Annotated in this window: 14 protein-coding genes; 7 read left to right on the forward strand and 7 right to left on the reverse strand. The window is 42.8% G+C overall.

Features of this window, described 5'->3' with window-relative positions; translation table 11 throughout:
* Window positions 1–165: 165 nt before the first annotated feature.
* The 4 genes from FTU22_RS01795 to asd all read left to right on the forward strand — a co-directional run bounded on the left by FTU22_RS01795 (window position 166) and on the right by asd (window position 3871).
* Window positions 166–666 (forward strand): ankyrin repeat domain-containing protein, encoded by a 501-nt coding sequence (locus tag FTU22_RS01795; RefSeq protein WP_180092670.1) that lies wholly within the window; start codon window positions 166–168, stop codon window positions 664–666.
* 146 nt (window positions 667–812) lie between these two features.
* Window positions 813–2021, forward strand: a complete 1209-nt coding sequence (gene pncB / locus FTU22_RS01800) for a nicotinate phosphoribosyltransferase (protein WP_111885113.1) — start codon at window positions 813–815, stop codon at window positions 2019–2021.
* Between the two features lie 153 nt (window positions 2022–2174).
* Window positions 2175–3023, forward strand: coding sequence for a sulfurtransferase (locus FTU22_RS01805; RefSeq protein WP_180008663.1), 849 nt, complete (start codon window positions 2175–2177; stop codon window positions 3021–3023).
* Window positions 3020–3871 (forward strand): archaetidylserine decarboxylase, encoded by an 852-nt coding sequence (gene asd / locus FTU22_RS01810; RefSeq protein WP_180092672.1) that lies wholly within the window; start codon window positions 3020–3022, stop codon window positions 3869–3871. The genes FTU22_RS01805 and asd overlap by 4 nt, the downstream gene beginning before the upstream one ends.
* A gap of 145 nt (window positions 3872–4016) precedes the next feature.
* Here the strand turns inward: asd and FTU22_RS01815 are convergent, their stop codons facing one another.
* Both FTU22_RS01815 and argS read right to left on the reverse strand, forming a co-directional pair.
* Window positions 4017–4616: an SPOR domain-containing protein gene (locus FTU22_RS01815; RefSeq protein ID WP_180041413.1), complete on the reverse strand. Its 600-nt coding sequence runs from the start codon at window positions 4614–4616 to the stop codon at window positions 4017–4019.
* 245 nt (window positions 4617–4861) lie between these two features.
* Window positions 4862–6652, reverse strand: a complete 1791-nt coding sequence (gene argS / locus FTU22_RS01820; protein ID WP_180092675.1) for an arginine--tRNA ligase — start codon at window positions 6650–6652, stop codon at window positions 4862–4864.
* Between the two features lie 177 nt (window positions 6653–6829).
* On the opposite strand from argS, the gene FTU22_RS01825 reads away from it, so the two are divergent.
* Window positions 6830–7117, forward strand: a complete 288-nt coding sequence (locus FTU22_RS01825) for a DUF2798 domain-containing protein (protein WP_372491143.1) — start codon at window positions 6830–6832, stop codon at window positions 7115–7117.
* Window positions 7118–7176: 59 nt separating this feature from the next.
* Here the strand turns inward: FTU22_RS01825 and FTU22_RS01830 are convergent, their stop codons facing one another.
* From FTU22_RS01830 to FTU22_RS01845, 4 genes are all read right to left on the reverse strand, one after another.
* The gene (locus FTU22_RS01830) at window positions 7177–7770 is read right to left on the reverse strand and encodes a hypothetical protein (RefSeq protein WP_180073348.1); all 594 of its coding nucleotides are present in this window, start codon (window positions 7768–7770) and stop codon (window positions 7177–7179) included.
* A gap of 106 nt (window positions 7771–7876) precedes the next feature.
* Entirely contained in the window at window positions 7877–9187 is a 1311-nt protein-coding gene (locus tag FTU22_RS01835; protein WP_180092927.1) for a DUF445 domain-containing protein, read from the reverse strand.
* Window positions 9188–9213: 26 nt separating this feature from the next.
* Window positions 9214–9771 carry a hypothetical protein gene (locus tag FTU22_RS01840; protein WP_180092677.1) on the reverse strand — a complete coding sequence of 186 codons (558 nt, stop codon included), beginning with the start codon at window positions 9769–9771 and terminating at the stop codon, window positions 9214–9216.
* Between the two features lie 59 nt (window positions 9772–9830).
* Window positions 9831–10370, reverse strand: coding sequence for a DUF924 family protein (locus tag FTU22_RS01845; protein ID WP_078190604.1), 540 nt, complete (start codon window positions 10368–10370; stop codon window positions 9831–9833).
* A gap of 210 nt (window positions 10371–10580) precedes the next feature.
* Between FTU22_RS01845 and gshA the strand changes: the two genes are divergently transcribed.
* Both gshA and FTU22_RS01855 read left to right on the forward strand, forming a co-directional pair.
* Window positions 10581–12158 (forward strand): glutamate--cysteine ligase, encoded by a 1578-nt coding sequence (gshA, locus tag FTU22_RS01850; RefSeq protein ID WP_180092679.1) that lies wholly within the window; start codon window positions 10581–10583, stop codon window positions 12156–12158.
* 21 nt (window positions 12159–12179) lie between these two features.
* Window positions 12180–12707 carry a disulfide bond formation protein B gene (locus FTU22_RS01855; RefSeq protein ID WP_180073350.1) on the forward strand — a complete coding sequence of 176 codons (528 nt, stop codon included), beginning with the start codon at window positions 12180–12182 and terminating at the stop codon, window positions 12705–12707.
* A 65-nt stretch (window positions 12708–12772) separates the two neighbouring features.
* Here the strand turns inward: FTU22_RS01855 and FTU22_RS01860 are convergent, their stop codons facing one another.
* Window positions 12773–14104: an alpha/beta hydrolase gene (locus FTU22_RS01860; protein WP_078193243.1), complete on the reverse strand. Its 1332-nt coding sequence runs from the start codon at window positions 14102–14104 to the stop codon at window positions 12773–12775.
* Between the last annotated feature and the right edge of the window lie 81 nt (window positions 14105–14185).

Genomic DNA, 14185 nt, shown 5'->3' on the forward strand with positions numbered 1-14185 from the left:
GGATTGGTAACTAGGGTCTAGAACGTTACCTCAAAAAAGTCCTATGAAGCTCCATACCTTTCCTGCACCCTAGGGGGAGTTTCATAGGCACTCCTTAAATATTCATTTTTATGAAATGAATTATTTCTAATTCAATTCTACATTCGATTTCTGTTGGAGTTCATCATGAAAGTTATGCAACATTTGACTTTAGCCAGTCTTCTAGCGTTTGGTTCCGCATTCGCAAACGTGGCAATCGCGGAAGATATCTCCCCCGCTAAAGCAACTGCAAGCGATCAGATGACCTCACAACAGGAATTGATCGCAATTTTCTTTGCTGCAGCCAAAACTGGCAATGAAGAAGTCATCAATGAATTTCTTAAGCACGGTTTTCCGGTCGATGTGCGCAATGCTTCGGGTTTTACGCCACTGATGGTGGCGACCTATTATGGTCATCAAAATATTGTGACTCGTTTGCTGGAACACGGTGCAGACCGCTGCGCACGTGACAATAAAGGCAACACTGCATTGATGGGTGCCATGTTTAAATTAGAATGGGCGATTGCAAAGCAATTACGCCAAGTGGATTGCGATGCAAATGCCAAAAAAACGGGGCAAAAGACTGCAGAACAGTTTGCGCGTGAATTTGGTCAAGAAGAAAAATATCGACAGTTACTCAAAAAATAGTGAGCTTGATCGCGCTCAGCTTCAGCAAAAAAATTGAAAAAAGTCGATGAATCGCGGTGATTTATAAGTTATTCCACTAAATCAATCGGCTTTTTATCAATAAAGTATGCTTTAATGCAAAGAGTTGATAAAAACTGAAAGTCTTTATGTCTCCAATCATCCAATCCTTATTAGACACAGATCTGTATAAATTCACCATGCTTCAGGTGGTGTTACACAAATTTCCGCAAACCCATAGTGTGTATCACTTTCGCTGCCGTAACTTGGACGATACAGCCTATCCACTGGTTGAAATTTTGGATGATTTAAACATGCAGCTCGACATGCTTTGTCAGTTGAAGTTTAAAGAAGATGAATTGCAGTATTTACGCAGTTTACGTTTTATTAAAAGCGATTTTGTTGATTATCTTGAATTATTTCAGCTTAAACGCCGTTTTATTAAAGCGGGTATTGATGATGAAGGTCGACTCGACATTTGGGTAGAAGGCCCAATGGTTCAAGCGATGATGTTTGAAATCTTTGTTTTAGCCATCGTCAATGAATTATATTTCCAACGTATTCGTACACCCGAAGTTTTAGCCGAAGGTGAGCGCCGTTTGCAACATAAGATTGCCTTGCTGAAGCAGTATGAAGCACGGCAAAATCCAAATGATCCACCATTCTTGGTCTCTGATTTTGGCACGCGTCGTCGTTATAGTTATGCATGGCAAAAGCATGTAATTGAAGAATTAAATCAGGCTTCACCGTATATTTTCCGCGGTACAAGTAATGTTCTGATTGCCAAAGACTTGAATATTACTCCAATTGGTACGATGGCGCATGAGTTCCTACAAGCATTCCAAGCGCTTGATGTTCGTCTACGTAACTTCCAGAAGTCTGCGCTAGAAACATGGGTGCAGGAATACCGCGGTGACTTAGGAATAGCCTTAACGGACGTTGTTGGTATGGATGCGTTCCTACGTGACTTCGATTTGTACTTTGCCAAACTATTCGACGGTTTACGTCATGACAGTGGCGACCCGTATGAATGGGGCGATAAAGCCTATGCGCATTACAAAAAACTCAAAGTCGATAGCAAAAGTAAAATGTTGACCTTTAGTGATGGTCTAAATATCGAAAAAGCCTGGGATTTACATAACTACTTTAAAGACCGTTTCCAAGTCAGCTTTGGTATTGGTACCAACTTAACCAATGATATGGGGCAAACTGCGCTGAATATCGTACTGAAACTGGTTGAATGTAATGGTCAATCTGTGGCAAAAATTTCAGATAGTCCGGGTAAAACCATGACGGATAATGATACTTTCTTAGCGTATCTACGTCAGGTGTTTGACATCTCTGAAGTTAGCGCTTAAACACAGCATTAGATAAAACTAAAAAAGCCGAATCAATGATTCGGCTTTTTTATATCTAAAATATTGCTAAAGGAATGCAAAAATTCAGAATAATAGTGAAAATGACTTATGCTAAGATCGAATTTAATCGCACAAAATACAACACGAACAACGATGACAGCATCTACACTGAATTTTGGTCTGCTGATTGAAGCGGAAGAATTGGTTCCACATCTTGGTAATGAAAAACTACGGATCGTCGATTTGAGTCGTCGTTCGGTTTATGACCAATTGCATATTCCACATGCACTGCATGTGCAGCCGAAACTGTTAGTGCGCCAAGAAGAACAAGCGATGGGGCTTTTACCTGACCAAGCCGGTTTAGAACAGCTCATCAGCTATCTGAATATCAGTCCAGAACATCATGTAGTAGTGTATGACGATGAAGGTGGGGCATGGGCTGGTCGACTGATTTGGAACTTACATTGCCTCGGTTTTGAAAATACCAGTCTCCTCAATGGTGGCATCCATGCTTGGCTTGGGGCAGGCTTACCGACCTCGTCTGAAATTGAGCAATTTGAACCCGTGAGCCCATTGGTTGAAGTAAGTGCGGAGGCGCGTGCTCAGTATCAAACAGATTATGATGAGCTATTGGCTCGTGTGCAGCAGGAGCAGATCCAAGTATGGGACTGCCGTACCGAAGATGAATATACAGGCTTACGTTTAGCAGCGCGACGCGGCGGTCACATTCCGGGGGCACGACATTTCGAATGGAGTACTGCCCTTAACCGAGAAAATCATTTAAAATTGCATCCTTTAGAACGCACACAACAACGCTTAGAACAATTGGGATTCAATTTAAACGAACCTGTGGTGGTATATTGTCAGTCCCATCATCGGTCGGGCCTAGCTTATATACTAGGACGTTTACTCGGTTGGAATATTCGAGCTTACGATGGTGCGTGGAGCGAGTGGGGCAACCGACTCGATAGTCCTGTGATCACCGGAGAGTTGCCGTCTTGAGCCTTACATCTCAGTTAAAAAAACAAATTTTTATTCAAGCTCAGCGTGTTGTTCCACAGCACAAATTATCACGTATCGTCGGTAAATTGGCTGCAAGCGAAAACCCTGTGGTGAAAAATGCTGTGATTACCGCATTTAAAGCACAGTATGGCATCGACATGTCGATTGCTGAGCAAAGTAATGCCCTGAAATTTAAATCATTCAATGAATTTTTCACTCGTTCTTTAAAAGAAGGCGTACGTGTAGTTGATGCAAATGCCAACAGTGTTGTTTCACCCGCAGATGGTGCGATTTCACAACTAGGTAAAATTGAAAATGGTGACGTATTTCAGGCCAAAGGGCAGAAGTTCACCGTTGAAAACCTGATTGCCGATCCACAATTGGCAGAGCCGTTTAAAAATGGGCAGTTTGCTACGGTTTATTTGTCACCAAAAGACTACCACCGTGTACATATGCCATTTGCAGGAACATTGACAGAAACCCTGTATGTACCGGGTGAATTGTTCTCAGTAAACCAGACCACTGCTGAAAATATTCCGGGTTTATTTGCCCGTAATGAACGTATGGTCTGCTTATTTGATACAGAAGTCGGTCGTATGGCGGTTGTATTAGTGGGCGCAATGATCGTGGCAGGTATTGAAACCGTGGCTACAGGTAAAGTTAAACCTACAGGGCGTTTGGAACTGAATCAACACGATTTATTTTTAGAAAAAGGTGCAGAATTGGGCCGTTTCTATTTAGGTTCAACAGCGGTAGTGTTGTTTGAAGAAAACAAAATGCAATGGGATGCGACCTTTAAAGCCAACTCGTCTGTGGTGATGGGCGAAGCTATAGGGCATACCATTTAAGCAATTCCCTCTCCTTTTAGGAGAGGGTTAGGGAGAGGTTTTTGAGCTAAGCTGATGTATTCAAAAAAGAATCCCTTCTAACCTCCCTTTATTGAAGGAATGAATAAAAAAAAGCGCCATCAGGCGCTTTTTTTAATTGCAAAATTTAGCGTTTTACGACAATCGAGTCGATACTGCTATGACGTAAAGTTTGCTGTGCAATCACAGCAGCTTCTTGTGAATCATAGGGGCCAGACACGACGCGATACCAAACTTTGCCATTTTCATTACTTTGGATCACATCGGCAGATAAGCCATTTAAAATAATTTCTGCACGACGGGCATCGGCTTGGTCAGGGTCATCATAGCTACGCACTTGCAAAATATAGCTTGCAGGGGCAGGTGTTGTTTCTGTGGCTTCAATACCCGGCTCAGTCGGTGCAGTGGTAGCCGTTTCAGGTGCTTCAACGATCACCACGGTTTCTTTGGTATCTGTTTCAGGCACAGCTTGATCTGGAATCGGGGTGACTTGTTGCTGAGGCAACAGATCATAAAAACGGTAATCTTTATTGGTTTCTTCTTGGTAGTGTTCAGAGGTAATTTGACCTTTCGGTTTTACCGGCTCCCATGGTTTCCATAACATCAAGGCCACCAAGAAACTCAACACGATTAAAATGATCACAAGTGTACCTAACCATGCAGGAATCAATGGTTTTTTAGGCTGATTTGGCCGCTCTGATACACCGCGTTGCGTTTTTCCAAACACGAGGAAACCTCTTTAATTGTAATTGTTACGAACCTAGTGGGAACTGACCCAAAACCAAGTTCTGATTATTATATATTACATGACTGTCATGCTGTTTATGTTTAATTTTCACAATTTCAATATCTTCAAGTTTTCATTAAAAGATGACTGAATATCCATGAAAATACAGGCTCATAAAGAGCCTGTATAGGCGTCAATGTATATGGTTCATACATGGACGGATTCTAACGTATACTAAGAATGGCTTACATTGATTCAGGCGCACTCACACCCAATAATTCAAGACCATTGCGTAAAACTTGCTGTACGTTTACAGACAGTAATAAGCGCGCTTGAGTCAGTTCTGCATCATCACCCAAGACTTTATTTTCGTTGTACCAACCATGGAACAACGCCGCTAATTCTTTCAAGTAGTTACCCACTTGGTGTGGTTCATAGCTGTTTGCTGCACGAACCACAATTTCAGGGTAAGCCGCAAGTTTAGCAAGAACTTCAGTTTCAGCTTCTAACTCAAGTTTAGCTGCAAATTGACGTGCAGCTTCAGCAGAGAATTGAACGTCTGTCGCAGCGGCTTTTTCGAGCATACGGCAGATACGTGCGTGTGCGTATTGGATGTAGTACACCGCATTGTCTTTGCTTTGAGACACAGCAAGGTCTAAGTCGAAGTCAATGTGTTGTTCTGATTTACGCATGACATAGTAGAAACGAGCAGCATCGTTGCCTACTTCTTTACGTAAGTCGCGTAAAGTCACGAATTGACCTGAACGAGATGACATTTGAACCATCTCGCCGCCACGCCATAGGCTCACAAATTGAACCAAAAGCACCGTCAATTTTTTAGAATCATAGCCAAGCGCATCAATCGCTGCTTTCACACGTGCAATATAACCGTGGTGGTCTGAACCCCAAATATCAATGATATCGGTATAGCCGCGTTGTAGTTTATTTAAGTGATAAGCAATGTCGGATGCGAAGTATGTAGTTTGACCATTACGACGTTTCACAACACGGTCTTTTTCATCACCAAAATCAGTTGATTTGAACCAGATGTTGCCATCTTTTTCGTATAAGAAACCACGTTGATCGAGCATTTGTAATGCTTCATCAATTTTTTCAGTCAAGGTTGCTTCGCTGAACCATTGATTGAAAGTCACGCCAAATTCACCGAGGTCATCTTTAATGTCATCAAGAATGGCTTTCAGCGCAGCTTGATGGAACACACGGTAACCCACAGCCAAATGGTTTTGTGAATTATGAATCAAACCATCAATGTGTTTTTCTTTATCGCCTGAAACAACGACTTTATTGCCTTCGCTATCGAGTTCAGCAGCATATTGCACATCTTCAGGAACATCTTTGTAGATGTCGGCAACAGGGCGTACATAAGCATCGCCATCTTTGTCGATAATGCTTTGTGCGATTTCTTTAACGTAGTCGCCTTGGTATGCATTTTTAGGGAAGACCAGTTGTTGACCGGTCAACTCTAAATAACGCAAGTAAGTTGATGTTGCCAAGATATCCATTTGACGGCCAGCATCGTTGACATAGTATTCACGGTCAACTTTGGCACCTGTTGCCTCAAGAAGATTGGCAACGGTCATACCGTAAGCTGCACCACGACCATGGCCAACGTGTAGGCTAGATGTCGGGTTGGCTGAAACGAATTCCACTTGAACACGTTTTTCAGCATTGGCCTGTGTGCGACCGAACTGATCTTTCTGAGCTTGAATTTGGTCTAAGACAGCAAAACGTTGGTCAGCATTTAAAAAGAAGTTAATAAAGCCAGGACCTGCAATTTCTGCTTTGCTGATATCTGCGACTTCTGGAAGATTTGCCAGAATTTTTTCGGCTAAATCACGCGGCTTCATACCTGCAGCTTTAGAGGCAATCATGGCAATGTTTGACGCAAAGTCACCGTGGCTTCGGTCTTTGGTTCGGGTCAAATTGCTAGTATTGTTCCAGTCAGTTGGGAGTACACCTTCAGCTTGAAGGGATTGCACTGCATGATCGAGCGCTGCTTGTATTGCCGTATTCATAATCAGTCGAAAAATAAATGTCGCAGAAAAACGGTAAATATAGCAAATTTCAGGCTCTTTAGGTGAACCCATTTGTTGCGAATAAAAAATATTCGATAAAAGTGAAGCATTGCTTATATCGAAGTAAAACGATATAAGTAGTTTAGCGATTCAGGATCACTGCTTGAGTATATGGACATGTCACAACCCACCCCTAAAATTTTTGGCAATGTGCCGAAGTTAGCTGCACGCTGGGCGCTGATTATCGTGCCGTTTATTTTATCCTGTCTCATGAGCGGTATTATTTCGTTTATTAATATGCTCAGAAATTTAGGGTGGTTTGAGGGATTTCTGACTCTATGGCTGCATAATTGGATGATTTCTTGGGCTATTGCTTTTCCCATTGTGCTGATTTTATTGCCGTTTGTTCGAAAATTTACAGGCCTGTTGGTCGATATGTCAGGGCCACAGCCACCTGCAAAATAAGCCTGCATGTAAGTCACAGTTGAGTAAAACGGTGACTTACTGCATTTCGCTTTAAATATTTATAGGCTATCGCGACAACTTACTGCTTTAGAGAGTAATTCGGCTTTGTTGTTTTGAAAGGTATAGAGTTTTGAGGAATTAAACACTTTAATGACTTTGGCCTGAGCGACAGCGGTTTTAAAGCTTTGGAACTTTTGCTGATGGGCTGTCTCAAACGGATTTCCAAAGTTTTTATTGTCGAGCAGAATTTGAATTTGCCCCACATTTGTATCATGTGCTTTTAGGATCTCTTGGCCATCCGCGTTGCTTATACTGAAAGTTGGGCGCTGAGTGCTGATTTTGCAATTTAATTTGAAGCTCAAAGTGAAATTATCTGCCGATTTATTTTTGAGGGTAGATGTGCCTTGTTGATCATTTTCAATATAGATCCACTGATTTTTCGGCATATTGGTCAGTAGGGTTTCTAACTGTTGTTGGGTACTTTTGCTGATATCGACAGTGCCTTTTTTATCGATTTCAGGGGCTTTTTCTTTACCGAGCATGCCCATCACTTTGTCGCTGACTGTGCTACTGGTTTTGGAAATGGTCTGGCAAGCGCTTAAGCTACTGATGATTAGAATGAATGGTAGTGTATAGATGGCAGGTAAATGCATAGATTTTATTGTTCTATTAAATTTTCGGATCGGCAAAGTTTAACGGTTCTACGCATAAAGCTCAAACCTGCGGCCAATCTCCTTTGAGGAGGACTGCTGCAGGCGGCTAAAGCAGCCATTCTACACAGGCACGAATAATCCCCAGTGCGAGGCCAATAAAACCACCGACCACGACACCATTGACTCGAATCATATGCAAGTCGCCACCGACTTCGTTTTCGATCTTATCGATCATTTCACGTGAATCCCATTCATGTATACGTTCACTGATAAACCGAATGACTTTTTCGCTATATTGATCGGAGAGATTGATGGCAATATCACTCATTTTTTCATTCAGCAATTGGCGTACAGCAACGTTAGAGACAATATTTTCGCCCACTTGTTGAATGGCGACGCGTAGGTTTTGTGCAATGCCAGAGTTGGGCTTTTCTAAATCAGAACGAATGGCATCGCATAAAATCACCACTGCGCCACTGATAAAATTCAACATTTGTGGACTATCGAGCATGGCGTCTTTGGTGCTATTCAAACGTTGGCTGGCTACACTTTGATTGTCTGCCAACTCATGCATGAGTTGCTGTGCCATTTCTTCAATTTTTCGACGCCACGGGTGTTCATGGTCGGCAAGCATGGACTCGACACGACTGACCAGTGAATCAATGGTGCGCTGCTGTACATCAATACCAATCCAGCTCGCACCTTTGGCGAGCTTCCAAACCCCAAGTTCTTTAAACAACTGACGCGACAAATCACGGGTTTGTTCAGGGTGTTGTAGCATCCAATCATGGGCTAAATCCAGTCCACGTTGCAGGACATCTTGATGGAAATCATTTTCTAAAACTGCCCGCAGCATTTCACTGGCTAGATGGTTGACTTGCGTATTGCGCACCCATTGCACGCTGTTATTTTGGATAAAGCGTCCAATTTGTTCCTGACCGACAAATTCGAAAATTTTCGGTACCGTTTGCTGAATGACTTGGGTCACTTGAGCATTATTGTGCGGATTGGCCAACCATTTCCCGACGGCAAGAGAGAGATCCGTCTCCGCTAAGCTTTTTTCAACCACTTGTGGTGAAAGAAAATTCTCCTGAACAAAGCGGCCCATCGACTCGGCAATGCGTGCTTTATTACGAGGAATAATTTCTGTGTGGTCACGTAAAAATTTAGGAATCGGAATCCGACCAAAGGGATTGCGAAATAAAACGGTTATCGCATACCAGTCTGCCAAACCACCAACCACTCCCGCTTCTGCTGAAAGCATCAAAATATGAATGAGCCAAACATATTCGGGCAGTAATTTAGCTGCGATCATCAATGCAATCCACGCCAGCACCGCCACGACCAAAGCAATGGTGGCGAAGCGTTTACTGCGTTGCAGATTGGGTGAAACAGCGGGCTGTTCAGTTGGGTTCATCAATGATCGGGTCTCTATGGGTTGACTTATTTGGCGGTAGGCTCAGCGGCTACAGGTAAAGGATTTCCTTGGCTGTCTAAACCATATTTAGCCCCGAGTGATTGCAAAATCAAGCGAGCATCAAAGGCATCCTGAGGGGCTTTGGCACGATCTTTATAGCAAGTAATACTGTAGGAAACTTGAGTTGGATCGAGTGTGACCACCTGTGGAACGTCATAAAACGGGCCTGGCCAAAAACCAGGATGGCGACGGTAATAGCCATATGGATAAGGCATTGGGTCTGGGTAAATCACCGCTTGGCGCGGCGGTTTTTGACTCCGATTACTCGGGTCATCCATGACTTTAAAATATTGAAAGCCATTGTGTAGGGTGGTTTGAGCGGCTTTAACCAAGGTGATTTCTTCGGCAGTACCATAGCTCATATTGGGTCTAGCTTGGAAGCTAATCCGATAGCTTTGAGCATTTAATGGTGTCGCAGAATATTGACCGAGTTGTTCAAAGGTCAAAGGTTTTGATGGGGTTGTGGCACAGCCAGTTAAACCGAGTGCTGCGGTTATGGCTGCTGCGATAATGAGTTTGTTCATGCGCATACTCCTGTTTAATCGGTTCATGGCAAGGGGAGATACTGGCCAATAGCCGTCAATTAAAAGCTAGAATTGGGCTGAGTTAAAAATTCCAATTCCTCTGCTGTAGATGTTCTGCCCAATACCGCATTGCGATGCGGGTAACGTCCAAATCGATCGATAATCACTTTATGCTTTTTCTCAAATTCTAAGTTGATCGGATTGCCCAGTTGCTCAAATAATTTTAACGCGCTTTGATGGATTTTTGTCGATTCGCTATGCATAAAGGGCATATATAAAAATGAGCGCTGTTCAGGGCTTAATTGTAGATCTAAACCCTGCGCGATGGCTTCTTGTGCAAGCGCCAAAGCCAGTGCATCTTGGGCAAAAGCCAAGCCAGAGTCACGGAATAAATTTCTAGAAAATTGATCTAAAACAATAATTTCAGCCAATCGACCTTCGGCAGTAGTACGCCATTGCCACAGTTCTGCTTGACTGGCCGCTTGATGGATGTCTTTAAACTTTTTTTCGATTAAAACATCAAAATTATTGCTTTTAGCGAACCAATTAGGCTGATTTTCTGGGTTAAACCAAAATTCGAGAATATCTTGATAATTCATAAGTTTTAAGCATTATTAGCATATATTTGTTTATAAAATCACAAATTTCAAATGTCATATAGAGTAAGTTTGTGATAAAAAATTGCCAAAATAAAATCACGGTTTGTCTCAAAACTATACAGTGGGTCATATGCCCACTTCAAATCGCGTTATACTGATATAAACTGATGATTTTATTTTAGTAGTTTCTTCCATTTAAGCGAGATAGCAATGAGTCAACCCGAATCGACCTCTCAAGACATTTTACCGACTTGGGTAGATTCTTCGCTGATTAAAGGAATGTTGCGCGGTATTGAGCGTGAAAGCTTACGTATGCAAAGCAACGGTTTCTTGTCTCAGGCCGACCATCCCCAAGCCTTGGGTGCGGCATTGACTCATCCGCATATTACGACAGACTATTCTGAAGCTTTAATGGAATTTATCACGCCACCAAAAGAAACTATTACAGAGGCGTTGAACTATCTGCAAGATATTCATGCTGTTGCGCATACGCATTTGGAACATGGTGAAAAACTTTGGCCGTTGTCGATGCCATGCATGTTGGATAAAGACGAAGACAGTATTCGTTTAGCGCAATATGGCAGCTCGAATATTGGGCGCTTTAAAACCTTGTACCGTCGTGGTTTAGGGGTGCGTTATGGTCGCCGGATGCAGACCATTTCAGGGGTGCATTATAATTTATCCTTCCCAGATCATTTCTTTGAAGCACTTCAACAGCATGAAACTGACGACGCCCTCAAGGCATTGAGCTTACAGGATTATCGCAGTCATCGTTATTTCGGCCTGATCCGTAATTTTATTCGTTTAACGCCATTGGTGATGTTTTTGGTTGGGGCGAGTCCGTCGGTGTGTAAATGTTTTATGACTGGACGTGAACATCAGCTGTTACCGCTCTTAAAAGGCACGCTATTTTTACCCTATGCCACGGCGCTGCGTATGGGAAATTTTGGCTATCAAAATTCAGCACAAAAACAGTTAGGGATTCACTACAACGACATTCAGGCGTATTTGGAAGGTTTGCAAAAAGCGGTGCATACCCCGTATGCTGCATTTAGTCATTTAGGTTTAAATGATGAACAGGGTGAACCGATTCAAATTAATGACCATGTGTTGCAAATTGAAAATGAATACTACAGTTTGGTTCGTCCGAAACAAGTGCCACAGGATGGTGAAACACCGTCTGAAGCCCTGCAAAATCGTGGCGTAGGTTATGTTGAATTACGCGCGGTAGACGTCAATCCTTATAGCCCGATTGGGATCAATGAAGACACGGCAGGCTTGCTCGAAGTGGTGGCTTTGTACTGTTTATTGCAAAACAGTCCAGCGTTGTTAGATGCCGAACAAAATGAAATTGAGAAAAATCAGGCGGAAGTAGTGAACCGTGGTCGTGCCCCAAATGCAGTGATTTTACAGCAAGGGCAAGCGATTCCAATTGAAACATGGTGTCGTACACATGTTGCTGCGATGCAACCGTTGGCTGAATTGCTAGATGATTCTTACAATACAAATATTTACACTCAGGCAATGGCTGTGATGCAATCACGCATTGATGAAGTCGATGAAACATTGTCGGCACGTATGATTAGCGATACTTTAGAACAAGGTGGAACTTGGGGCTTTGGTAGCTTTATGGCCTTACAACATGCTGAAGTGTATGAACAGCATGTCTTGAGCCCTGAAGCTGCTGCATATTTTGCACAAGCTGCTGAGCAGTCTTTAGAAAAACAGGCTGAACTTGAGCAAGACTGTACCTTGAGTTTTGAAGAATATTTGAAAAACTTTAGATAAAAAATTTTAAGAGGATTTACCATGAAATGGAGTTTCCGCTTCGTGAGTGGTTTGTTGTTTTTAGCCAGCGTGATCGGTATGTCTTTTGCGCTGTTTTTAGAACATGTACAAGGCTTAGAACCTTGTCCGTTGTGCGTATTCCAACGTATTGGTTTGATTGGACTCGGCATCATTTCATTGATTGCATTGATTCACAATCCAGCATCGAATTGGGGTAAACGCATTTACGCATTGTTGGGGACACTATCAATTCTTTGGTCTGCTGGGGTGGCTGCGCGTCATATTTGGCTGCAAAACTTACCGCCAGACAAAGTACCGAGCTGTGGCCCAGGACTGGATTATTGGGTAGAAACGCTGCCGTTAAAATCGGTCTTTGAGCAAGTGCTGACAGGCTCTGGTGAGTGTGCCAAAGTGGATTGGACCTTCTTGGGACAATCTTTACCGGTTTGGTCATTGGTGTTTTTTGCGGTCTTAACTTTGCTTAGCCTTTGGCAGTTATTACGTAAATACCCAAGCAGACCAGTGCCACGTTTACGTGATAAATTTTAATTTAGTGATACATAAAAAAGCCCTCAGTTGAGGGCTTTTTTTTATGAGTCTCAATGGGGGGTACGTTAGGTTAGGGCAATGCCTTCCACACTTTCCAAGTCCATCATAAATTCATAGATATGATCACAAGCTTTATCGTCATTATTTGGATAGAACCAATGCACGATTTGCTCAGCCACTTGCGGATGATGCTGAATTTCAAAATGGTTCAAGCCATAAAAAATTGCTTTATGTGAATCTGGCACTTTCAGTTGATACCGTGCATTTGGGTGTTCTCCTAACGCACTTTTCACACTGACCAAGTAATCTCCAATCACATGTCGCGTTTTATTGCGACGATGTTCATATTCGATGGTCCCTGCCACGAGGTAAGTATTGATATGCGATGGAATCGGGGCAGGTTTACGGTTGTCATCCATGAGCCCAATACGAACATCATTATGTTCCCAATCGTCATCACGCACGCTGCCATAGCGCAAATCTAAAATGCCGTTACTGCGAATATTCACCACGTGGCCCACGATTTTGACCAAGGGGAAACGCCCCAATTGATCTTGCAGATGAAATCCGATACGTTCAAGCACAGCACCATGATGTGGTGAGCCCAAGCAGACTAGATTTTCGACTTGATGAATCCATTGATACATATTTTGTTTGCCATAAAAAATGGCACTACGGGACACTAAGCCCCCCATACTATGACCAATTAAGTCGATACTGGTAATACCCGGGTTGCGACGGACCAAATCTTCTAATGTATTGGCAAGGCTGCGACCATTGGTCGAGATACGACGACCCGTGTTGTAATTTAAATACAGCATGGTGTTGTGGTCACGTTGTGACAGTAATTTTTCACCAATGCCGCCATATTTGGCTGTCGACCATGACAGATGATTCATGCACAGCCCATGAATTAACAGGGTAATACGACCGTTTAATTCGCCTTTTTGTACCGCACCATAATGGTCGTAAACCACCATCGGTAAGGCCATCGGGTTGTGATATTTCAGTAAATAGTCGCCCAAGACCCCATTCAGTGCGCCCACTAAAAAATGTAAAGACGGGGTGAGGGGTTTGTCGTGTAAGCGTGGGAATTTTTCAATAATGCTACGCAGCGTTGGTGCAAGTAAATAATTGCCATAATTGAAAAAAGTGTTGTAAGAAAATTCGTAAATCCGTGCAATGGTCGGCTGCTTATGAAAGGCTTTCGAGCCTTGTTCGCTCATTCCAAAAATACTGATTAAAATTTCACGTTGAATGTTTTTGATCAAGTCATGCACGACATCACTAAAACGCATTGTCACGAGTTGTGCCAAACCTTCCAGCACATCTGCTTGACTGGGTGGCGTGCGGTCCCATTTACAATAGGTTTCATGCAATGGTGTTAAGCTAGGCATAATGTTCCTATCCTTACATTCAATGCTATCCCTCGATTGTATTTATTACTGGAATAGCCTGAAGTTTCATTGTTTATTTTA

Source organism: Acinetobacter sp. YH12076 (assembly GCF_013419525.1).
Classification (GTDB): Bacteria; Pseudomonadota; Gammaproteobacteria; order Pseudomonadales; family Moraxellaceae; genus Acinetobacter; species Acinetobacter amyesii.

Excerpts from the sequence above, each read along its gene's own strand:
- FTU22_RS01860 (WP_078193243.1), bottom strand. The coding sequence starts at position 14,104 with ATGCCTAGCTTAACACCATTGCATGAAACCTATTGTAAATGGGACCGC.
- FTU22_RS01835 (WP_180092927.1), bottom strand. The coding sequence starts at position 9,187 with ATGAACCCAACTGAACAGCCCGCTGTTTCACCCAATCTGCAACGCAGT.
- pncB (WP_111885113.1), top strand. The coding sequence starts at position 813 with ATGTCTCCAATCATCCAATCCTTATTAGACACAGATCTGTATAAATTC.
- argS (WP_180092675.1), bottom strand. The coding sequence starts at position 6,652 with ATGAATACGGCAATACAAGCAGCGCTCGATCATGCAGTGCAATCCCTT.
- FTU22_RS01795 (WP_180092670.1), top strand. The coding sequence starts at position 166 with ATGAAAGTTATGCAACATTTGACTTTAGCCAGTCTTCTAGCGTTTGGT.
- FTU22_RS01830 (WP_180073348.1), bottom strand. The coding sequence starts at position 7,770 with ATGCATTTACCTGCCATCTATACACTACCATTCATTCTAATCATCAGT.
- FTU22_RS01805 (WP_180008663.1), top strand. The coding sequence starts at position 2,175 with ATGACAGCATCTACACTGAATTTTGGTCTGCTGATTGAAGCGGAAGAA.
- FTU22_RS01855 (WP_180073350.1), top strand. The coding sequence starts at position 12,180 with ATGAAATGGAGTTTCCGCTTCGTGAGTGGTTTGTTGTTTTTAGCCAGC.
- FTU22_RS01845 (WP_078190604.1), bottom strand. The coding sequence starts at position 10,370 with ATGAATTATCAAGATATTCTCGAATTTTGGTTTAACCCAGAAAATCAG.
- FTU22_RS01825 (WP_372491143.1), top strand. The coding sequence starts at position 6,830 with ATGTCACAACCCACCCCTAAAATTTTTGGCAATGTGCCGAAGTTAGCT.
- FTU22_RS01840 (WP_180092677.1), bottom strand. The coding sequence starts at position 9,771 with ATGAACAAACTCATTATCGCAGCAGCCATAACCGCAGCACTCGGTTTA.
- gshA (WP_180092679.1), top strand. The coding sequence starts at position 10,581 with ATGAGTCAACCCGAATCGACCTCTCAAGACATTTTACCGACTTGGGTA.